The following is a 19224-nucleotide window of genomic DNA, read 5'->3' as shown; positions in this document are numbered from 1 at the left end:
GAGAAGATGGGCTTCAGCGCATAAGCGATCCATTCGCGACGCCTCGCGAAGGTATTAAAATGTCATAGGACCCGGTTGATCAAGAAACGAGGAGCTGAGTCCGCTCGTGGCGCGAAGCGCAAAGCGACAATGGGAGAAGAGCGCTAGATGGGAATGACCGGACCGTAGACTCGGTGCCTTTCAAGGCGATTAGCCTGCTCTTGCCAACCACGCCTGCTTGAACGCCAAGGACGGCCTCACGCACCTGCTCTTCTTGCTGTTACGACGCAGCCACCGGAGTCGGATCGTGGCGCCATTGAAGTTCACGATACGGAAGCACGCCGCGCCGGCTTGAGCGACCTGAACCGCTGCCGGGTTATGGTCACGAGTACAATCATGATATCGCCGAGCGGCCCAGTCGCGCCCGACCTGCGTCGTGATCTTGGTCCGCTACCCCAGAGATACGGATAGGCGATGATTTATCCGGGAAGGAATTCATGGCTCATCGCCATAACCTTCGCCGCGCGCCAGACGATCGATTTCCGCTTCAAGCAAGTCTATATGTTCCGCGGGCATTTCCGCCGCGCGATGTACTTTACGCGTATCGCCGCCCGTGCGCGGACGCTCGTCATGATCGTGGCTCATTAGGACAAAGCGCGACTTCCCATGCTTGGTCAGGACGACCGGCTCCCGGCTGGTGGCATCTGTGACGTCACCGACCTGCTTATTGAGGTCACCCGTCGTGAACTGGCGCATGAAACGAACTCCGATTGAAGTTTCCAGAATATCCAGATTTTCTGCATTTGCGAGAAAAGGTTGTTCGTCGCGGGTCTGTCATCGCGACGCAGGCGCCCGCATGGCTGTCGTCCCGCGCTTTCTCTGTCCATCAAGCACAGATGTCAGCGACTGCGTGATCACAAGCGAAACAAGCAATCAGGAGAGCAACCGGCGCGCAAGCGTTTAGCTTGCTTGCTGGCGTGCGTCGAACATCGTCGCCCACTCGGCGGCCCACGGACCATCAAGGTATCTCCATAGAACAAGCCCCGTGATGGTGATGCCGTGCATCTGGAAGCCCTCCGAGAGCTCACGATATAGCTTGTCCGCCCGCGCCGGTGCCACCTTGTTTTGTATGGTAATGTGCGGTTGCCACGTCCGCATGTCCTGAGAGCCCAGCCAGTTGATAAAGACTTTCCGCAGTTCATCCCTGATCGATATCAGCTCGGGGCTTTCGATACTGAAGGCAACTCCCATTCCCAGGTGGCGAACGCCAGTGACTTTCGCTGTAAATGGGCCTTGGTGGTCCGCGACGGACTGAAGACTTCCGGTGATGCGCTCAACATATTCACCCGGCAACCGGTGAAACATTGTCAGATGCGCGCGGAGAAAATTTCGCTCCGGCGGGAAATGCGTTTCGCGGAGAAGATCGAATGGCTGGAGATCGACCTCGGCAACGCGCGCGGTGAGGATTAGAGGCTTATTCGTCTTCAAATCGGCGCTCCGCTCCTCATCACTCGAATGGCTCCGCGATCCTATAGGAGAAACCACCAAGCGCGAACATCCCGTCATTGGCGTTGGCCAAGAACCGTCCAATCTCAACTTCGGCTTAGCGCCATGGCTTCGTGACCTCCAACCATTGTCGGGTGCGGGCCACGGGATCGGCATTGCGGGTAATGTCGGTGACCACGGCGGCGCTGTCGGCGCCGTGAGCGAAGACGCCGTCGATGCGGTCGATGTTCAGCCCGCCGATCGCCACCAATGGCAGGTCGCCGATCTTCGATTTCCAGGCGCATAGTCGCGGCAGTCCCTGCGGCGCCCATCTCATCTGCTTGAGGATCGTCGCGTAGACCGGGCCGAGCGCGATGTAATCCGGCCGGGCAACGAGCGCGGTCCGCAGTTCCGTTTCGTCATGGGTGGAGAGGCCGAGTTTGATATCGGCGGCGCGGATGGCGGCGAGGTCGGCTGTCTCCAGATCCTCTTGGCCGAGATGGACGAAATCGCACCCCTCCTCGATCGCCAGCTGCCAGTGATCGTTGACGATCAGCTGGCAGCGGTGCTGGCTGCAGATCGCCCGTGCTTGGCGGATCTCCTGGCGCAGATCGGCCTCGGAGCGATCCTTGACACGCAGCTGCACCAGCTTGACGCCAACAGGGACCAGGCGGGCGATCCAGTCGGCGCTGTCGACGATGAGGTAGAAGGGGTCGAGCTTCATGCGAACACCGCCTGTCCGATAACCGGCGTAGACGGCACGGCCATGTCGCGCGGCTCCAGCATGCCCGCCTCGAAGGCCTGTCGGCCGGCTTCGATGGCGGCGGAGAAGGCGGTGGCCATCAAGACAGGATTGCCGGCGCCGGCCACCGCGGTGTTGAGCAGCACGGCGTCGAAGCCGAGTTCCATGACGGCGGTCGCGTGCGAGGGCCGGCCGATGCCGGCATCGACGATCAGCGGCACATCCGGGAAATGTGAGCGCAGCGATCTCAGGGCCGTGGGGTTGAGCGGGCCGGCGGCGCTTCCGATCGGCGCGCACCAGGGCATCAGCACCTGGCAGCCCGCTTCCAGCAGCCGCTCGGCGACGACGAGGTCGTCGGTCGTGTAGGGGAAGACCTGAAACCCTTCGCCAACGAGAATGCGGGCCGCCTCGACGAGGCCGAAGACGTCGGGCTGCAGCGTGTCGTGGTTGCCGATCACTTCGAGCTTGATCCAGTCGGTGGCGAACAGCTCGCGCGCCATCTTCGCCGTCAGCACCGCCTCGGAAACGCCGTGGCAGCCGGCGGTGTTGGGCAGCACCTTGACGCCCAGCGAGCGGATCGTCTCGAAGAAGGCACCGCCATTGCGCCCGCCAGCCGTCTCGCGACGAAGCGAGACGGTGACGATCTCGGTGCCGGAGCGGCTAACGGCATCGGCCATGATCGACGGTGACGGGTAGCGCGCGGTGCCGAGCAGGAGGCGTGAGCGCAGTTGCGTTCCATGGAGTTCAAGCATCGGTCAACCTCCCTGCATCGGCGACAGGATCTCGATCCGGTCGTCATTGTTCAGCGAATGGGCCGGCCGGTCCTCGCGGTGCACGAGTTCGCCATTGACGGCGGTCGCCAGCCAGTCGCCTTCGTAATCCATCAGCGCCAGCAACTCCTCGAGCGTGGCGGCGGCGATCTCCTTGGCTTCGCCGTTGACGATCAGTTTCATGATGCGTGTCCTCCCGCGGTATCGGTGTTGAAGACAAGGTCGGCCGCCCGCGCCGCCATGGCGGGCGCGAGCAGAAAGCCGTGGCGGTAAAGGCCGTTAAGCGAGATCAGATTTCCGTGTCGCTCGACGCGAGGAAAATTGTCGGGAAAGGCGGGGCGACGGCCGGCGCCGGTTTCCACCACGGTCGCATCGGCGAAGGCCGGGTGAAGCGTGTAGGCGGCGTTCAGCAGTTCCATCAACGAGCGGGCGGTGATCAGGCCCGCGAAGTCCGTCTCGATCATCGTCGCGCCGACCATGAACAGGCCGTTTCCACGCGGTACGATATAGACGGGGATGCGGGGATGCAGCAGCCGCACCGGGCGGTCGAGGGTTACCTCGTCGGTCCCGAGATAGAGCATCTCGCCACGCACGCCGCGCAGCGAGGCGGCCTCGCCGATGCGCGCCGCGCCGGTGCAATCGACGAGGTGGTCGAAGTCCTGCTCGTCAGGGAGGGTTTCAAAGAAGACGGCGCCGTGCGCGATCAGCTTTTGCCGCAAGCCAGTCAGCGCCCGGCGTGGATCGAGATGGGCTTCGCGCGGGAAGAACAGTGCTTGCCGGAAGCGACCGGCCAAGGAGGCCTCGAGCGCCGCGATCCGCTCTTCGTCCAGCCACTCATACCCCGTCGTGCGACCGGCGAAGCGCTTGAGCTCCGCCTGGTCACGGGCGGGGGCAAGCACCAATGTGCCGTTCCGTTCGACCTCGCCGGGCAGCATCGCCTCCCAGCGGTCGGGCGCATCCTGCCCCTCGCGCAGCACCGCCTCGTCGGCGCTCTCGCGCTCGCACCAGGGCGCCAGCATGCCACCGGCGAGCCATGACGCGGCCGCCGAAAAGCCGGCGTTGGGATCGAAGATCGTGACCTCGGCGCCGCGCGCGACAAGCGCATGGGCAACCGAGAGGCCGGCGACGCCGGCCCCCTTGATGAGGACGCGCATCTCAGCCGGCCACCTGCCCCTCGGCATCAACGGCCATGTAGAGATCGCCGCCGTCGCGATACTTGGCCGCCATGGCGTCCAGCCCCTCCTTCCGCGCCTCGGCGCGGATATCGTGGGAAATCCGCATCGAGCAGAATTTCGGGCCGCACATGGAGCAGAAATGCGCGACCTTGTGCGCCTCCTTCGGCAGCGTCTCGTCGTGAAAGCCGCGGGCGGTTTCCGGGTCCAGCGAGAGATTGAACTGGTCCTCCCAGCGGAACTCGAAGCGGGCGCGCGACAGCGCATCGTCGCGCAGCTGGGCGGCCGGATGCCCCTTGGCGAGATCGGCGGCATGGGCGGCGATCTTGTAGGTGATGACCCCGGTCTTCACGTCGTTGCGATCCGGCAGGCCGAGATGCTCCTTCGGCGTGACGTAGCAGAGCATCGCCGTGCCGAACCAGCCGATCATCGCCGCACCGATGCCGGACGTGATGTGGTCGTATCCCGGCGCGATATCGGTCGTCAGCGGCCCGAGCGTATAGAACGGCGCCTCGCCGCAGACGGCCAACTGCTTGTCCATGTTTTCCTTGATCTTGTGCATCGGCACATGGCCAGGGCCTTCGATCATGACCTGGCAATCCTTGGCCCAGGCGATCTTCGTCAGTTCGCCAAGTGTTTCCAGTTCAGCGAATTGCGCGGCATCGTTGGCGTCGGCGATCGAGCCGGGCCGCAGGCCGTCGCCCAGCGAGAAGGAGACGTCATAGGCGCGGCAGATGTCGCAGATTTCCTCGAAATGCTCGTAGAGGAAGCTCTCGCGGTGGTGATGAAGGCACCACTTGGCCATGATCGAGCCGCCGCGCGAGACGATGCCGGTGACGCGGTTGACCGTCAGCGGGATGTATTGGAGCCGCACGCCGGCATGGATGGTGAAGTAGTCGACGCCCTGTTCGGCCTGCTCGATCAGCGTGTCGCGATAGACCTCCCAGGTCAGGTTCTCGGCGATGCCCTCGACCTTTTCCAGCGCCTGGTAGAGCGGCACCGTGCCGATGGGGAGCGGCGAGTTGCGGATGATCCATTCGCGGATGTTGTGGATGTTGCGGCCGGTCGAGAGGTCCATGACGGTATCGGCGCCCCAGCGCGCCGCCCAGACCATCTTCTCGACCTCTTCGACCATCGAGGAGGTGACGGCGGAGTTGCCGATATTGGCGTTGATCTTCACCAGGAAGTTTCGGCCGATGATCATCGGCTCGGCTTCGGGGTGGTTGATGTTGGCGGGAATGATGGCGCGTCCGGCGGCCACTTCCTGGCGCACGAATTCAGGCGTGACGTGATCGGGAATATGCGCGCCGAAGCTCTCGCCGTCGCGGATCATCGCGTCCGCCTTCGCCTCACGGCCGAGATTTTCGCGGATGGCGATGAATTCCATCTCCGGCGTGATGATGCCGGCGCGGGCATAGGCAAGTTGGGTCACGGTCCTGCCGTCTTTGGCGCGCAGCGGCTGGCGCTTGGCTGGGAATTCCGGCGTCAGGCGATCGCCGCTGGCAAAGCCGTTATCCTCGGGGCGCACCTGCCGGCCGTCATGGGCCTCGACATCGCCACGGGCGAGAACCCAGTCGCGCCGCAATGCGGGCAGACCGCGCTCGATGCTGATGTCGGCGCCTTCGACGGTGTAGATGCCGGACGAATCATAGACCGTGACCGGCGGCTCGCCTGAGGTCGGGTGGACGCTGATCTCGCGCATGGGCACGCGGATATCCGGGTGGATCTCGCCCGGGATATGGATCTTGCGGGAGGCCGGCAGCGGGCCGGTGGTGACTGTGGGGGTGATGGTCTTTGCGGCGATATTCATGGTTTGAGGCTCCAAGTTTTCGATTGGAGACCCAGTCCTCAGCCGGAATGATGAAAAGACGCCGGCATGGAATCCACGCGGGAATCCCGGCCTTCGAGCGCTTGCACCGTCCCTACGCCAGTATGAACTGGATCAGGTTCAACGGGTCACTGCGCACGATAGCAGAATCTCAGCCCCTTGACGGGACACCCCTGGTGAATGACGCAAGGTTATTGCTGACTAACGGTCTGCGTCAAGCCGTGTGTCGGATTATTGGTCTGGACAGCCAAGTCCTCCGTAAACTTGCCTGATATCTCCTAGGTTGTTGGTTCGTACCCCATCAATGCGTACAGCTACTACCAGGCTGATATTCAGGCCGCCCGATATGGGACGTGACGCGCGTTACGCTTTCCTTGGCCGGGATCGGCTGGTGCGATGCGGTTGAGCTTAATCGGCTCGGTAATAACGGCCGAGACTGCCTGATATTCGAACGGCGCTCAGCCACTTCCTGCGGGACGCGCATCGTCGCTTCCTTGGGAACCCGGTTCGTGCCGTGAATCTCCCATTCCCGGTAGACGGCGTCACGTATTCCATGGCCCGCTTCGCGACGGCCAGGCTCCTCCTCGTGAAGCATGAGCGAGGTGCCGGGCAGGAGGCGACCGAACGCTTTTTTCGGGCGTGGCGGGACAGATGCGCTTTGCCTTCTCCAGTTTCGAGATCTGGCAGTTCGAAAGCGGAATCTGCTCACTTGTACGCTCCGCGTCGATCCTCGAGGAGCGGTATCCAGAGCGCCGGTCCGTACTTATGCGGCGTTGGCGCGAGCAAGATCGAGACTGGCGCTCGTTCCTGACAGTTTCTGACGGAGCGACAGGCTAGACTTTCCGTAGGCGTCTCAAGGACGCTATTATGAAAGGAAAGCCTAATGGTCGCGTTTTCGCCCGACGTCTTTGCCAAGTTCCTAGCTGAAGAGGACGACGCTCCTGTCGTGATGCTGAACCTTCTACGGTTCGTCCCAGATGGCGGCCGTGAACGGCATTTGCAATACCTGAGACTGGCCGAACCCATTCTTGCCCGCTTTGGCGCACGGATCCTATTCCGTGGCGACGGCCTCGACGTTCTGACGACGGGGCAGGTGGAAGGGTGGGACGCGGTGCTGCTAGTGCAGTATCCCCGGCGGACCGCTTTCCGTGAGATGGTGGAAGACGCCGAGTACCAGAAGGCGTTCGAGGTGGGAAAGGCGGCGCTTGCAGATATCGTCCTGCAGCCTCTGCAGATCTCGAAAGGACTTTGAACAACCTAGGCTGCCGCGCCGTAAAGCTGCGGCAGCCCTCATGCGCTTCGCGCGTTCGCACTGGAGGCGTGGCCGGGCTCCTCAAGCGGAAGTGGGTTCTCGATTCAAGATCCTCATCGTCCGTATCTGAGCCGCAAGCGCGAGCATCGCCTTCTACACCGTTTCATCCGACATCTGTTCGATGTTGCTTGCGATGTCCGGGATGACTCTTTCAGCGGCGTCGTCGACGGGTGCGACCTTTGCAGTTTTTACAAGCAGACCCCTCAGCGCCCCGGACGCTGACACTCCCTTTTCGAGAAGCAGACGCCGGTCGGCAGGGGCTAGCGTCTCCACACGGTTCGCCGCTCGTACGAACTCTGAAATCATGTCGGTCGTCACGGTCAAAGGGAGTTCACCTCCGGCATAGGCTTGCCCGCGAACTTGGAAGAGTTGACGTCCCGAGACACTCTGCGAGGAGTGCCTTTTTCCCTGATCGTTTTCGTCACGGAACCGAATCGATGTTCACGCTTTGATTCGCTGAATGTCAGGAGAGTATCGCGTCATGAACAGCTCCCACGGCCAGGTTCCTATCCGCCGGCTCCATGTCGAAATCGAAGGTCTCGCGCGATACCGCCAGGCCTATACCGTAGACGAGCTTGCGGGCCTGCTGCTCAGCGTGAGCTGGCCCCTCAGCGGAAAACAGACGTCCGAGTTCCACCACGCGCGCGCGACCTCGCTCGACGCCTTGGAATTTTATATCGATCCGGAGGTGGCGCGCGCGGCATTCGTAGACGCCGCGTATGTCGCAGGGCTGCACGTGCTGCCGGATGACATGTCGGCAATGAAGCTCGCGGGTTGAGAAAAGAAGCCCCGCCTCGGGACGGAGCAGGCTGAGGTCATGCTGCACCCAGTTAGTTGAAGCCAGACGAAACCACCATCTCCCGCTCGTACGACGTGTTCCTTAGATCAGTGTAAGTAGTCCTCATGAGTAGCCGCCGACCACGCTACCAGCCGCTTCTAGCCGACGACGCGCCAGTCAGGAGCCGCGCGAGAAAGCCCCGCGATCCCAAGCAGCCGCAACTGCCTTTCGACGCGATGCCGGAGAGAGTCGAGCCCTGCCTCGCGCAGCTCCGTCCGAAGCCGCCCGGCCGTGACAGGTATCTGTATGAAGTGAAGCTGGACGGCTACAGGCTGGCCATACATATCGAACCGAAGCGTATCCGCATCCTGACCCGCGGCGGGCACGACTGGACGCACCGATTTCCAGCCATCGCGGCCGCGGCGAAGGAACTGGGGGTGGCGACCGCCATCCTCGACGGGGAGGCGGTGGTCCACGACGCCGAAGGACGGACCGATTTCGGAGCGCTGCAGCAGAGCCTGGGCGGCCGCGGGGGAAAGCGGTCGTCGAGCGAGGCAATATTCGTCGCATTCGACCTCCTCTATTTCGATGGACATGACGTCCGGGGCATGGAGCTTGCGAGCCGACGCCATCTGCTGGAAAGCCTGCTGGCCGACGCCCCGGAAGCGATACAGTTTTCCGAGGAGATCGAAGGGGACGGCGACGCCATCTTCGAAGCAGCCTGCGTGCACGGTCTCGAAGGCATCATCGCAAAGGACAGGGACAGTGCCTATCGATCAGGCCGTCTCGGCGACTGGTACAAGATCAAATGTATCCAGTCCGAGAGCTTCATGGTCGTCGGCTACGAGCGGTCGGCGTCCGCGCGCGGCGGGATCGGCAGCCTTCTCCTCGCCGCCTGGAGCGGCCACGACCTCGGCTACGTCGGATCGGTCGGAACCGGATTCAAGGAACGCGACGCCCAGGAGCTGCGCGGCCTTCTCGACAAGCTGGCAACGAAGAAGGCGCCGGTCGCTTACGAGGGTCGGCGGAAAAACGTCGTCTGGTGCCAGCCGACTTTGGTCGCTGAGATCGAATTCAGGGCATGGACGCACGACGGGAAGCTCCGCCATGCGGCTTACAAGGGGCTGCGCGACGTCCAGGACAATGCCGCCGTCTACCGGATCGAGAGCTGACATCCTGCACTTCAGTCCTCACGCGGACGGCGCGCAACATTTTGGAATCTCGCGCGTTTCAGGTGTTCCGAAGAAGGAGACAGTCATGTCGAAACGCGAATCATCGACACCGGAACCGACAAGCGCTACGATAATGATCCCGAGCATACTCTTCGTCCGCCGGCATCCTGCGTCTGCCCGCCGCGACAAGCGTCTCGAGCATCGCGCTCATCGACGCCACGTCATCCTTGGTGGCCGTCCTGATGTTCATTCAGGAAACTCCGCTCGATCTACGTCAGGCACCACGGACGTTCTCGGCTTTCGACTTGCCGGTCTTTCGATCCTGACCCACGTCGTACGACACCTTCTGCCCTTCGCGGAGCAGCGTCGAATCCTGGACCGCGCTAACATGGACGAACACGTCCTGTCCGCCTTCGTCTGGCGTTATGAATCCAAAGCCCTTGTCCTGGTTGAAAAACTTGACCGTACCGTAAGCCACTGAAAATCCCCTGGTTGGTATCCTGCGGTCTTCATAGCGGCTCGGCGGGAGGCCCGCAACGGCTTCGCCGCCCTTTTGGGTGTGGTCGGGGCCAACCACCGCTCGAGGGTTGTTGCGAGAGGGGAACTGTCTGATGGAACCCACGCGCAATGCCGCCGTCAGTGGAACTATTCGGGCCGCCGGTCATTCCGCTCAGGATCAGCAGGGGCTGCCAGATAATGACAGCAGTCAGAGCGACGCTCGACGTGCGGGCAAGCGCCTCGCAGGGGCGCGATTCGGCCTGACGAGCCCTCAGGCCAGGCAGTCAGGTTAATGTTCTGCGTAAGTTCACATCCACCTTTTATATCGGCGCGGAGTATGCGAAGGTCCGCTACCGTATATGAGGGCATCCTCATGCAGTCGAAAGGACCGCAGTGGTGCTGATAACCGATTCCACCGAATTCAGGACGCCGCTCGCCAATCTGACGAAAGCGACCTCCGCCATTTCACGTGCGCGCACCCTCGACGAGGTGGTCGCGATGATACGCGCAAGCGCGCGGTCTCTCGTCGGATGCGAAGGGATAACCGTCGTTCGGCGCGAGGGCGACCTTTGTCACTACGTCGAGGAAGACTCGATCGCACCTCTCTGGAAGGGCGAGAAGTTTCCCGCGTCCGCATGCATTTCTGGCTGGTCGATGATCAACCGCCAGACGGTTGTCGTCCCCGACCTCCGGCGGGACGACCGTATCCCGCACGAACTCTACGACGGCACGTTCGTCCGGGCTGTTGCAATGGCTCCTATCCGTCGCGAAGACCCCGTCGGCGCGATCGGCGCATACTGGTGGCAGGCATACGAGCCTACACAGTTGGAAGTCGAAACGCTGGAGGCGTTGGCCGAGGCAGCGGCGACTGCCGTTGAGAATATCGGCTTCACAGCGAAGTTGAGGTTGGGCAGATCTCCGGCTTCTTTATCTTCAGATGCCGTACCGGGCGACTATCGAGCCGACATCGAGGTGATCGCCGGGATCGCGGCGGTTCCCACCATGCTCGACGTCGCGCTCCGAATGACCAAGATGGGCTTCGCAGCCATTGCTCGGGTCACCGAGACGCGGTGGATCACCTGTAGCTCCCTCGATCATGTGGGCTTCGGGCTGAAGCCTGGTGACGAGTTGCCGATCGAAAGCACGCTCTGCAACGAAATCCGCGATCACCGACAGCCGATCGTCTTCGATGACGCGTCTGCGGATGATCGCTACCGGGATCATCACACGCCCCGTATCTACGGCTTGAGAAGCTACATCTCCATGCCGATCGTCCGTGCGGACGGCACCTTCTGGGGCACGTTGTGTGCGATCGATCCGAATCCCGCGAAGGTCGACAACCCGCAAGTCATCGGAACGTTCAAGCTTTTTGCGGAATTGATCGCACATCATCTGGACGCTGGCGACCGCCTCCGGACAACCGAGGCGTCGTTGGAGCGCGAGCGCGAACTCTCGGAGCTCCGGGAGCAGTTCATCGCAGTGCTCGGGCACGACCTTCGCAATCCGCTCGCAGCGATCGACGCCGGGACGAACCGTCTTCTCAAGGAAGGTTGGACCGAGCGAAGCCCGCTCGTCCTCAACCTGATGAAGGCGAGCATTTCACGGATGACCGGACTCGTCGACAACATCATGGACCTTGCACGCGCGCGTCTTGGCGGCGGAATCTCCCTTGACTTGGCGGAAGCCGACCTTGTCGAGACGCTGCAAGTTGTCGCCGACGAGATCCGTTCGGCGCATCCTGACCGCGAAATTCATCTCGAACTGGACTTCCCGCAGCCGACAGTCGTCGACCGTCTCCGGGTCGCACAGTTGTTCTCGAACATCGTGTCGAACGCGGTCACCCACGGATTGGAAGATCATCCCGTCCACATCACGGGGCGCCATGGCCCGGACGGCATCGAAGTCAGCGTGCGCAACTCAGGTTCTGCAATCCCCGAGGAAGACCTCGAAAGGCTGTTCATGCCGTTCAAGCGCGGCGCTGCCTCCCGCGGCGGGCAAGGGCTGGGTCTCGGACTCTACATCGCGCTGGAAATTGCGAAGGCTCACGGCGGCACCATCGACGTCTCTTCGGATGAGACAGGAACCTGCTTCACCTTCAAGATGCCGAAGGGACGCTAGAAAACGTAGCGTCCGAGCCTCGGTGTGATAAAGCGAGGAAGCGTTGGCCGATACCGGGTCGATGAACGGATCATGTTCGATCTTCGTCGAACTGCTCGGCACCTGCGATCGGAGCCAGCCATGATTCCCGGCGCTTCACCCAGAGTTCGTATGTCGGCTTCAGCGGCGTCGGCGCGTCGGAAAGAATGCCAAGCTTGATCTCGGCCTCCTGCTCATCGGCCGAGAACAGCCGCGATCCACAATTCGGGCAGAAAGATCGTCCGCGAAACTCGCGGGTCTGACCTGTCGTCTCGAACTCGCTCGCTGGCCATACTGCGTAGAACGTAAACGCTGATCCGCTCTCATGACGACAGTCCGTGCAGTGACAGATGCCGATGCGCAGAGGCAACCCGCGAACCGCCACCTTCACATCACCACAAGAGCAAGACCCTACCAGCGTGGTCATGCCGACTTCTCCGCCGCATCATCGACGACGTCGGTCTCCGGACGGTCTCCGCCAGAAGCATGTTCCGTCTGCCAGCGTCCATCGGCGAGCTGATAAGAAATCTCGGCGTCGCGGCCTTCCAGGTGCTGCCGCTCGGCAGCCGATCTTGCCGCGGCAAGCGCGGCGTCATGGTCGAGAAAGGACTCGGACCATACGTCCCCGAGCCGATACGCGAAACCTCCGTCATGCTCGGCAACGTGATAGGTGATCTTTGTCATGTGACCTACTCCTGAACTAAGAAAGGGAGTGCTCGATGCGCTCCCATGATGCGGCGTGAAGCGCCGGGGGGGAACCGACGCTTCCTTGTATATTCCATTAGGCGCTGCGTGCCTGTTCAGGATGTCTGCCTTCGCCAAATTCCTCGACGATCTTCGCACAGAACGCTGGCAGGTCATCGGGTTTCCGGCTTGTGACCAGCCCCTGATCGGTCACGACCTCCTCATCGACCCAGGTAGCGCCCGCATTCTCAATGTCTTTCCGGATCGAAGAATAGGACGTGACAGTGCGTCCCCTCAGAACGTCGGCCTGAACCAAAAGCCAGGGGCCGTGGCAGATCACGCCGACCGGCTTTCCCTGCTCGAAAAAGGAACGCACGAACGAAACGATATCGTCATCCGCCCGAAGCTTGTCGGCGCCGACGGTCCCGCCGGGGATCACCAGTCCGTCGAAGTCGCCAGCCGAAACATCCTTCACGGTCTTGTCCACGACATAGCTGCCGCCGGGATCGAGATCGCCATTGTTCGTCTTGGCCTCGCCGGCCTCGATCCCGACGACGGTCACAGTCCCGCCTGCGGCTTCGACTGCTTCCTTGGGCTTCTTGAATTCGGGCTCCTCGGTGCCGCGCGGCGCGATTAGAACGGCGATCTTCTTCCCTTCGAGGGTCATGTCATCTCTCCAATTTGGATTGAGGTTGGAACGGAATGTCTAGGTTGAAACCCGCGTGTACCGTCGAAGTTCCGGCCAAGTGTGTCGTGTCGTTCTCAGAATGTACGATAGAGGACGGTCCGCCCGGCGGCGGAACAACCCTGCACGCATCTCGTTCCCCGGTCTCCTCAAACCCAGCAAGGAGAACGATATGGTCACGATGGTTGGCAACGAATACGACATCAAAGGTCTTGTCAAAAATCTGCTCTACTTGGAGCACGATGCGATCGCCGCATACGATTCCTGTATCGAGCGGCTCGATAGCCGTGAACTCGCAAGCCAGATTTCAGCCTTCAAGGAAGACCACCTGCGGCACGTCGCTACGTTGACCGAGATGGCCCGCGAACTCGGTATCGAAGCCCCGACCGACGGCGACATGAAGCAGATGCTGACGACCGGCAAGATCGCGCTCGCCGACCTCATGGGTGATTCGGCAATCCTGAAGGCAATGAAGACGAACGAAGACGATACGGTCACAGCTTACGAGCGCGCGTCGCGCCACGAGGACGCGATTCCTGAGTCGAAGGCGTTCTTCATGAAGGCGCACCAGGACGAGGAACGTCACCGTGCCTGGATGAGCACGACTGCCGACACGCTGTCTTGAAACCGAAGGCCCGCATTAACATCTAAGGGTCACCACCGAAAAGCTTGGCCGAGTATCGCGACATGACTGTCGCCCTGCACGGCCGCGCGGTGAGGAGGGCGCTCCGTCATGAAGACGTCGAGCGCCCTCTGTGTGTTTAACGAGGAGTTTCAATGATCCATGGTTCGCTTGTCATCTTTTTGCATGGTATTGGCGCGTCCGGCGCTCAGCTTATGCCGATGGCCTCTTCCTGGCGCGCTGGTCTCCCGAACACCCGGTTTGCTGCCCCGGACGCTCCGGTGCATCACTGGCGCGGCCACCAATGGTTCTCGACCGAAGGCAACCCGCTTGATCCGGCGAGGGTGATGGCTGCCCGAGAAGCATTCGACGGACTGATCGACCACGTCGTCCGGCGCGAGGGCTTCGCCGAAAGCCACGACAGGATCGCCTTCGTTGGCGTCTCACAGGGTGCGATAGTAGCCCTCGACGCGGTCGCTTCCGGCCGATGGAAGGTCGGCGCGCTCGTGTCCTTCGCGGGGCTTCTCCCGCCACAGCCCATCTCGCCGTCCAGCAAGGACACGCCGATCCTGCTCGTACACGGTCAGGCCGACGCGACGATTCCTGCGGCTGCCTCGACGCTCGCGGCGGCGCAGCTTGGAGCGGCAGGCTACAAAGTTGAACTCGATGTCGAACCCGGCGTCGGACATACGATTTCTAGCACCGGCGCTCGGACGGCGTTATCCTTCCTGCAGAAATCGCTTTCGTAACCGAAACCCGACGATCACCTGACCGTTTTCTTGTCATGACCGAAGACAACCACGAAGAGACCAAGGACCCCGACCCTCCGCGGGAGAAGGTATCCTTCGCCTTTGACCGGATGACTGTCGCGCGCTTTCGCGAGACCTTTCCGAATGCCCGGTGGTCGGACAGTCTTCAGGCCTGGACGGTTCCCGGCAAGACCGCTCGAAAGCGCATCGATCGATGGCTCGCCTCCGAAGCGGATCGAAGGGCGCCCTACGAAGAGGAGCGCGGCCGCGACGCCTACCAGTTTGAACCCATCCTCAGCCCCTATCTGCAGGTCTACGACCGCGGCTTCCGCATCAAGACACCCTTCTCGCGGACGGTCGTCGACGAGCTCCGGCAGATCGCTTTCGCCCGATGGGACGGCGACGATAAGGTTTGGGAGGTGCCGTACGCATCCTACGACGACCTCCAGCAGCGATGGGAAGCAATCGAGGAGGCCGCGAAACGAGCCGAGCCTGAGGAGCGCAGGAAACGGGCCGAGGCCCGCAAGGGTACCGAAGAGGAGGCGAAAACCAAGCGGCGGATGTCCAAGCGCGGGAAAAAGCGACTGCCTGTGCCGAGCGACGATCTCCCGCCGCTCGCTCGGCCTGTGGCGACAGTCGCTTTCGGGATTGTCGTTATCACGGAGATCACCGGAGAACTCGTCGACCCCGAAGAGGTTGCCGAGTACCATCCGGACGCCGACGACGAGTATGTCTGGGCGGGCTGGCGTGCCGCCACGTTGGAAGAACTCGTCCATACCTGGCCGGCTCGCGCGGAACCGAGAGGATACGAGCGGGTTCGCGGGTGGTGGCAGCCGACGCTCGAGGAGTTGCGTGTCGCAAGGAGTTCCGCGAAATCCAGGGAACGGCGACGGACCAATCGCGATGCCGATGGAACGTCGCCTTGATATCGACGGATTGCGAGACTACAACTTGTTCATCGGGATTGCTGATGCGCTTCAGAGAGTGCCGCTCGCGATACCCCGTCTACCGGCTTTGACCACGGATGTACTGGCAGGGATAGGAAGACGAACGAAAGGTCGGTGCTATTACGCCCCGGCCTTTTTTGTTTGCCGCGGTCAGGCGAGACGAACCTTCCGGAACGTCCCAGGGATCGCACCGCAGTTGTCCCATGCATGCGCTGGGACGATCCTCCGGCTGTCCAATCACGCCGGGAGTAGATCATGGATTTCGCACTGTTGTCCTATCGCGAGCTGGCAGCTCGCCAGGGTTGGAAAGTCGACACGGCTCGCAAGACTGCGCATCGGCAAGGGTGGGACAAGTCAACATCGCCGGACGGGACACATGTGCTGGTGAAAGTGCCGACGTCTTTCTGGCGTCCGGAGGGCAGGGATGACCCAGCATATAAAGGAGGCCGGAGCGTCGTTCGAGGTCGCCTACAATCCCGCTCGTTTCAAGGGCGTCGAATCGGCGACGAAGCCTTGCTGAAGGGGATCGAGGGCCATCTGGAAACGATGGGCTTCACAGGAGGTCTTGCGTACAAGTCGTTCGACCTGCAGAGGCCGGGCCTCCTGCTAATGCATATGAAGCCGGCGCTCATAGCTTCGATGTTTGCGGATGCGGTTTCCGGGCGAACCGGCTGACCGGGAGCAGGGCTGCTCTAGCAGGTTACCCGCGGTACTTTGTCCCGCACCGCGCGCCGATTGCTACCGCAGCGCTGCCGGACGGATCGCCTCCGGGAAGTCCTGGTAGGACACCGGTCGCAGGAACCGGTAGATCGCAAGCGTACCGACGGAGGTGGATCGCCCATCGGCTGTCGCCGGATACGGGCCGCCATGAACCATGGCGTGCGAGACCTCTACCCCGGTTCCGAACCCGTTCACCAGCAGCCGGCCGGCGAGCATCTCAAGTTTCGGGACGAGTCGGCGAGCGTCGTCGAGATCGCCGGCGTCGACATGCAACGCGACGGTAAGCTGGCCCTCGAGGGCGTCGATTACTTGCTCCAGCTCTTCGAAGTCCTTGCAGCGCACCACCAACCCTGCCGCGCCGAAGACTTCGTCCTGCAGTTCGTGATGTGCCAGGAGCGAGGCGGCCGACGTCTCGAAGAGCGCGGCCACTCCGTCGTAGTCCCCGCCGGTCTTTCCCTTGGCGAGCATCGACACCTCGGAATGCTGTTCGAGGCGGCCAACGCCCTCACGAAACGCCTTGGCGATCGACGGCGTCAGCATGGTCTGCGCTCCTGTTTCCGGAAGAAGCTCGCTGGCCTTGGTGATAAAGACCTCTAGCCCTTTGCTGTCGACAGCCAGTATAAGGCCGGGGTTCGTGCAGAATTGTCCGGCGCCTAGCGCAAGCGATGATACGAAGGACGTCGCGATCTCCTCGGCGCGGTTCTCCAGCGCACCCGGAAACAGAATGACGGGATTGATGCTGCTCATCTCGGCATAGACGGGGATCGGCTGCTTGCGTTTGGACGCGATCTCCATGAGTGCCGTTCCGCCTCTGCGCGAACCGGTGAAGCCGACCGCGCGGATCTTCGGGTCGGCGACGAGCTGCTGCCCGATGTCGAAGCCCGTGTCGAACAGGAGAGCGAACGTACCTGCGGGCAGGCCGGCCTTCAGCACGGCGCGTTGCACTGCGCGTCCGACGAGCTCGGAGGTGCCAGGATGCGCGGAGTGCGCCTTCACCACGACAGGGCAGCCAGCGGCCAGAGCGGAGGCGGTGTCCCCGCCGGCCACGGAGAAGGCGAGGGGGAAGTTGGAGGCGCCGAAAACCGCGACGGGGCCGACAGGGATGTTGCGAAGACGAAGGTCGGGTTTCGGCGCCGGCTTGCGCGAGGGATCGCCCGCGTCGAAGCGAAGTTCCTGGAACCTGCCTTCGCGGACTTCCTTGGCGAACAGCCGGAGCTGGCCGGTCGTACGGGCGCGCTCTCCCTCCAGTCTTCCGCGGGGAAGGCCCGTCTCGGCCATGGCGCGTTCGACCAGCTCCTCGCCGACGCCCTCGATCTCGGTGGAGATCGTCTCCAGGAAGGCGGCCCGCGTTTCAAGGTCGGTCTCGCGATAGACGTCGAAAGCTTCCCATGCGAGACGGGTGGCCTCCTCGACGTCGGCAGCCGAAGCTCCACCGAACGAAACGGGCAGGGCGGTTCCTGTCGCCGCTTCGATACCTGTAAATTCGCCGTTAGAACCACGTCTTTCCGATCCCGCGATCAGCAGGCTGCCGTTGATGGTCATGATGGAATGCCTCCGATGAAAAGTAATACTTTTCGATATAGGTGCTCTCTGTGCGGATTTCTACCCGCTCCGAACACAGGCGTTCATGTATTGGGCGATATGCACCGGTAACCGGCTGGTTGCCTTTAGGCTTTCAGGTGTGAGACTGCGCGGTAGCCAAGCTCTCGACAGCCTCCCGTACCAGGCGCAATCTCTCAAGTTCCAGTGCGGCGTCCGGAAGTGCGCGGTGGGCAGGCACGGCAGGCTCGGACCGGGCGATGACATTGGCGACGAGCGCAGCCGCGTCCACGCCACGAACATCGCGGTCTTCAGTCAACATCAAGGCAACTTCGACGATGAGGTCGTCCGACTTACGGACTCGAAGAGCATGTCGTGGAACCCCCCGGCCCGAAGCAGGACGCCGAGCCATTTCCCATCCCATGACGGCGAGCTCGCGAAGAGATCATATTCGAAAGCGTGGCCATCATCTCCCGCACAACGATTGATATCGGGACGCCTTCATCGGCAAGCTTCTCGCGAGAAATGCCGTGAAGCCCTTCTGCGTCCGCCGACCAGTCCGTCCAGTTCGGCGGCCGGCCGCAAGGCCTCGACTGAGAAGCCGTGGCTCGGCGGCCACCACCGGCTCGTTTCCGGCTGAAATCGACAGTCCACCCCAACAACGCGGGCTGGCTGAAGCCCAAGCCTGGAGGCGAAAAGCCGCCGAGTGGTGGCGCGGCTTCATGCCGATCGAATATCCCTCGACCATGCCGCACATATAGGTGGCTTGCCGCCTTCGCGCGTACGTGGCTTGTCAGCCAGCGGACGATGGTGCGGGGTATGCTTGTTCCGCTGGCTCTCCGTCCCGGCGAAGCGTTCCAGTGCGATGGAGTGAGGACCTCGCTTTGGTCGGCGGCGAGCGCGTCAAGCCAAGGGGGCCGCACATATCAAACTGCTCCAGGGGACAGGAATGTTGTTTGATGCTCACCGGCACGGCGTCCGTGCACGCGGGGGCCGCCTGATCGCGGAACGGTGACCATGATCTCCCGGCGGCCCCTTCATCTCCACGCGCGGATGCCGCGTCGCGGCACGGAAAATTTGGAAGCCGTTAGCGGCGGTCTGGAAACGACCAGCACTCGAGAGAGGTAACGAACCATTGGCGCGGGTCTAGAGCATGTCGCGCAAAAGTGTGAAGCGGTTTTGCGATGAAGACATGCGGTAAAAGAAAGACCTAAAGCGCAACGAGCGAATCTGAAAGATCGCGACGCGCTTTAGGGCGTTCCTTGTGCGCTTTGTACGGTCCCATACCAATTCCTTGCCGAACGCTAGCGACCTCACAAGTTAACGCGGATGACTGACGATAAAGAGATCAATCACCGCTCCAGAAAGTCTTTCACCAATCAGGAGCGACGCGAACAATTCCAAGC

Annotated in this window: 22 protein-coding genes and 1 riboswitch; of the genes, 8 read left to right on the top strand and 14 right to left on the bottom strand. The window is 62.1% G+C overall.

Annotated elements, in window-relative coordinates; all coding sequences use genetic code 11:
• Positions 1 to 474: 474 nt before the first annotated feature.
• From ACCD05_RS16165 to thiC, 7 genes are all read right to left on the bottom strand, one after another.
• Positions 475 to 735 (bottom strand): type II toxin-antitoxin system prevent-host-death family antitoxin, encoded by a 261-nt coding sequence (locus ACCD05_RS16165; RefSeq protein ID WP_413393930.1) that lies wholly within the window; start codon positions 733 to 735, stop codon positions 475 to 477.
• 204 nt (positions 736 to 939) lie between these two features.
• Positions 940 to 1467 (bottom strand): 2'-5' RNA ligase family protein, encoded by a 528-nt coding sequence (locus tag ACCD05_RS16160; protein ID WP_413393928.1) that lies wholly within the window; start codon positions 1465 to 1467, stop codon positions 940 to 942.
• 115 nt (positions 1468 to 1582) lie between these two features.
• On the bottom strand, positions 1583 to 2188 hold the full coding sequence (locus ACCD05_RS16155) for a thiamine phosphate synthase (protein WP_413393926.1): 606 nt from the start codon (positions 2186 to 2188) through the stop codon (positions 1583 to 1585).
• Complete coding sequence (locus ACCD05_RS16150) at positions 2185 to 2958, bottom strand: thiazole synthase (protein ID WP_413393924.1); 774 nt, start codon at positions 2956 to 2958, stop codon at positions 2185 to 2187. Before ACCD05_RS16150 ends, ACCD05_RS16155 begins: the two co-directional genes overlap by 4 nt.
• Positions 2959 to 2961: 3 nt before the next feature.
• Positions 2962 to 3159 (bottom strand): sulfur carrier protein ThiS, encoded by a 198-nt coding sequence (gene thiS, locus ACCD05_RS16145; RefSeq protein ID WP_047514743.1) that lies wholly within the window; start codon positions 3157 to 3159, stop codon positions 2962 to 2964.
• Positions 3156 to 4130, bottom strand: coding sequence for a glycine oxidase ThiO (gene thiO / locus ACCD05_RS16140; RefSeq protein ID WP_112436783.1), 975 nt, complete (start codon positions 4128 to 4130; stop codon positions 3156 to 3158). Before thiO ends, thiS begins: the two co-directional genes overlap by 4 nt.
• Before the next feature lies 1 nt (position 4131).
• Complete coding sequence (gene thiC / locus ACCD05_RS16135; protein ID WP_413393922.1) at positions 4132 to 5958, bottom strand: phosphomethylpyrimidine synthase ThiC; 1827 nt, start codon at positions 5956 to 5958, stop codon at positions 4132 to 4134.
• A gap of 91 nt (positions 5959 to 6049) precedes the next feature.
• A riboswitch (TPP riboswitch) is annotated at positions 6050 to 6161 on the bottom strand.
• Between the two features lie 698 nt (positions 6162 to 6859).
• Here thiC and ACCD05_RS16130 point away from each other — a divergent pair.
• Positions 6860 to 7228 (top strand): DUF1330 domain-containing protein, encoded by a 369-nt coding sequence (locus tag ACCD05_RS16130; protein ID WP_283193825.1) that lies wholly within the window; start codon positions 6860 to 6862, stop codon positions 7226 to 7228.
• Between the two features lie 153 nt (positions 7229 to 7381).
• On the opposite strand, the gene ACCD05_RS16125 is transcribed toward ACCD05_RS16130, so the two are convergent.
• Positions 7382 to 7612 (bottom strand): hypothetical protein, encoded by a 231-nt coding sequence (locus ACCD05_RS16125; protein ID WP_413393920.1) that lies wholly within the window; start codon positions 7610 to 7612, stop codon positions 7382 to 7384.
• 157 nt (positions 7613 to 7769) lie between these two features.
• On the opposite strand from ACCD05_RS16125, the gene ACCD05_RS16120 reads away from it, so the two are divergent.
• Positions 7770 to 8066 carry a DUF982 domain-containing protein gene (locus ACCD05_RS16120; protein WP_413393918.1) on the top strand — a complete coding sequence of 99 codons (297 nt, stop codon included), beginning with the start codon at positions 7770 to 7772 and terminating at the stop codon, positions 8064 to 8066.
• Between the two features lie 125 nt (positions 8067 to 8191).
• Entirely contained in the window at positions 8192 to 9238 is a 1047-nt protein-coding gene (gene ligD, locus ACCD05_RS16115; protein ID WP_111563695.1) for a non-homologous end-joining DNA ligase, read from the top strand.
• Positions 9239 to 9512: 274 nt separating this feature from the next.
• Here the strand turns inward: ligD and ACCD05_RS16110 are convergent, their stop codons facing one another.
• Entirely contained in the window at positions 9513 to 9716 is a 204-nt protein-coding gene (locus tag ACCD05_RS16110) for a cold-shock protein (RefSeq protein ID WP_111563694.1), read from the bottom strand.
• Between the two features lie 416 nt (positions 9717 to 10132).
• Between ACCD05_RS16110 and ACCD05_RS16105 the strand changes: the two genes are divergently transcribed.
• Positions 10133 to 11854, top strand: coding sequence for an ATP-binding protein (locus ACCD05_RS16105; protein WP_413393915.1), 1722 nt, complete (start codon positions 10133 to 10135; stop codon positions 11852 to 11854).
• A 70-nt stretch (positions 11855 to 11924) separates the two neighbouring features.
• Here the strand turns inward: ACCD05_RS16105 and ACCD05_RS16100 are convergent, their stop codons facing one another.
• The 3 genes from ACCD05_RS16100 to ACCD05_RS16090 form a co-directional block, all read right to left on the bottom strand.
• On the bottom strand, positions 11925 to 12299 hold the full coding sequence (locus ACCD05_RS16100) for a GFA family protein (protein ID WP_413393913.1): 375 nt from the start codon (positions 12297 to 12299) through the stop codon (positions 11925 to 11927).
• Positions 12296 to 12556: a DUF2188 domain-containing protein gene (locus tag ACCD05_RS16095; RefSeq protein WP_111563690.1), complete on the bottom strand. Its 261-nt coding sequence runs from the start codon at positions 12554 to 12556 to the stop codon at positions 12296 to 12298. Before ACCD05_RS16095 ends, ACCD05_RS16100 begins: the two co-directional genes overlap by 4 nt.
• A 97-nt stretch (positions 12557 to 12653) precedes the next feature.
• Complete coding sequence (locus ACCD05_RS16090) at positions 12654 to 13223, bottom strand: type 1 glutamine amidotransferase domain-containing protein (RefSeq protein WP_413393911.1); 570 nt, start codon at positions 13221 to 13223, stop codon at positions 12654 to 12656.
• 190 nt (positions 13224 to 13413) lie between these two features.
• Here ACCD05_RS16090 and ACCD05_RS16085 point away from each other — a divergent pair, with 190 nt between their 5' ends.
• From ACCD05_RS16085 to ACCD05_RS16070, 4 genes are all read left to right on the top strand, one after another.
• Positions 13414 to 13866, top strand: coding sequence for a DUF2383 domain-containing protein (locus ACCD05_RS16085; RefSeq protein ID WP_111563688.1), 453 nt, complete (start codon positions 13414 to 13416; stop codon positions 13864 to 13866).
• A gap of 152 nt (positions 13867 to 14018) precedes the next feature.
• On the top strand, positions 14019 to 14612 hold the full coding sequence (locus ACCD05_RS16080; protein WP_112436792.1) for a dienelactone hydrolase family protein: 594 nt from the start codon (positions 14019 to 14021) through the stop codon (positions 14610 to 14612).
• 35 nt (positions 14613 to 14647) lie between these two features.
• Entirely contained in the window at positions 14648 to 15538 is an 891-nt protein-coding gene (locus tag ACCD05_RS16075; protein ID WP_111563686.1) for a hypothetical protein, read from the top strand.
• A 276-nt stretch (positions 15539 to 15814) separates the two neighbouring features.
• Positions 15815 to 16234, top strand: coding sequence for a hypothetical protein (locus ACCD05_RS16070; protein ID WP_413393908.1), 420 nt, complete (start codon positions 15815 to 15817; stop codon positions 16232 to 16234).
• A gap of 63 nt (positions 16235 to 16297) precedes the next feature.
• On the opposite strand, the gene ACCD05_RS16065 is transcribed toward ACCD05_RS16070, so the two are convergent.
• Together ACCD05_RS16065 and ACCD05_RS16060 are read right to left on the bottom strand one after the other, a co-directional pair.
• Positions 16298 to 17821, bottom strand: a complete 1524-nt coding sequence (locus ACCD05_RS16065; RefSeq protein WP_413393906.1) for an aldehyde dehydrogenase (NADP(+)) — start codon at positions 17819 to 17821, stop codon at positions 16298 to 16300.
• Positions 17822 to 17954: 133 nt separating this feature from the next.
• Positions 17955 to 18140 carry a hypothetical protein gene (locus tag ACCD05_RS16060; protein WP_413393905.1) on the bottom strand — a complete coding sequence of 62 codons (186 nt, stop codon included), beginning with the start codon at positions 18138 to 18140 and terminating at the stop codon, positions 17955 to 17957.
• Positions 18141 to 19224: the final 1084 nt, after the last annotated feature.

The sequence above is a fragment of the Rhizobium sp. Rhizsp42 genome (assembly GCF_047304155.1).
Taxonomy (GTDB): Bacteria; Pseudomonadota; Alphaproteobacteria; order Rhizobiales; family Rhizobiaceae; genus Rhizobium.
The sequence above is the reverse complement of the archived record's forward strand: the minus strand, read 5'-3'. Positions and strand labels throughout refer to the sequence as shown.

What these genes read in the sequence shown, in the direction of transcription:
- ACCD05_RS16165 (WP_413393930.1), bottom strand. Translation starts at nt 735, where the DNA reads ATGCGCCAGTTCACGACGGGTGACCTCAATAAGCAGGTCGGTGACGTC.
- ACCD05_RS16155 (WP_413393926.1), bottom strand. Translation starts at nt 2,188, where the DNA reads ATGAAGCTCGACCCCTTCTACCTCATCGTCGACAGCGCCGACTGGATC.
- ACCD05_RS16150 (WP_413393924.1), bottom strand. Translation starts at nt 2,958, where the DNA reads ATGCTTGAACTCCATGGAACGCAACTGCGCTCACGCCTCCTGCTCGGC.
- thiS (WP_047514743.1), bottom strand. Translation starts at nt 3,159, where the DNA reads ATGAAACTGATCGTCAACGGCGAAGCCAAGGAGATCGCCGCCGCCACG.
- thiO (WP_112436783.1), bottom strand. Translation starts at nt 4,130, where the DNA reads ATGCGCGTCCTCATCAAGGGGGCCGGCGTCGCCGGCCTCTCGGTTGCC.
- thiC (WP_413393922.1), bottom strand. Translation starts at nt 5,958, where the DNA reads ATGAATATCGCCGCAAAGACCATCACCCCCACAGTCACCACCGGCCCG.
- ACCD05_RS16130 (WP_283193825.1), top strand. Translation starts at nt 6,860, where the DNA reads ATGGTCGCGTTTTCGCCCGACGTCTTTGCCAAGTTCCTAGCTGAAGAG.
- ACCD05_RS16120 (WP_413393918.1), top strand. Translation starts at nt 7,770, where the DNA reads ATGAACAGCTCCCACGGCCAGGTTCCTATCCGCCGGCTCCATGTCGAA.
- ligD (WP_111563695.1), top strand. Translation starts at nt 8,192, where the DNA reads ATGAGTAGCCGCCGACCACGCTACCAGCCGCTTCTAGCCGACGACGCG.
- ACCD05_RS16100 (WP_413393913.1), bottom strand. Translation starts at nt 12,299, where the DNA reads ATGACCACGCTGGTAGGGTCTTGCTCTTGTGGTGATGTGAAGGTGGCG.
- ACCD05_RS16095 (WP_111563690.1), bottom strand. Translation starts at nt 12,556, where the DNA reads ATGACAAAGATCACCTATCACGTTGCCGAGCATGACGGAGGTTTCGCG.
- ACCD05_RS16090 (WP_413393911.1), bottom strand. Translation starts at nt 13,223, where the DNA reads ATGACCCTCGAAGGGAAGAAGATCGCCGTTCTAATCGCGCCGCGCGGC.
- ACCD05_RS16085 (WP_111563688.1), top strand. Translation starts at nt 13,414, where the DNA reads ATGGTCACGATGGTTGGCAACGAATACGACATCAAAGGTCTTGTCAAA.
- ACCD05_RS16080 (WP_112436792.1), top strand. Translation starts at nt 14,019, where the DNA reads ATGATCCATGGTTCGCTTGTCATCTTTTTGCATGGTATTGGCGCGTCC.
- ACCD05_RS16075 (WP_111563686.1), top strand. Translation starts at nt 14,648, where the DNA reads ATGACCGAAGACAACCACGAAGAGACCAAGGACCCCGACCCTCCGCGG.
- ACCD05_RS16070 (WP_413393908.1), top strand. Translation starts at nt 15,815, where the DNA reads ATGGATTTCGCACTGTTGTCCTATCGCGAGCTGGCAGCTCGCCAGGGT.
- ACCD05_RS16065 (WP_413393906.1), bottom strand. Translation starts at nt 17,821, where the DNA reads ATGACCATCAACGGCAGCCTGCTGATCGCGGGATCGGAAAGACGTGGT.
- ACCD05_RS16060 (WP_413393905.1), bottom strand. Translation starts at nt 18,140, where the DNA reads ATGTTGACTGAAGACCGCGATGTTCGTGGCGTGGACGCGGCTGCGCTC.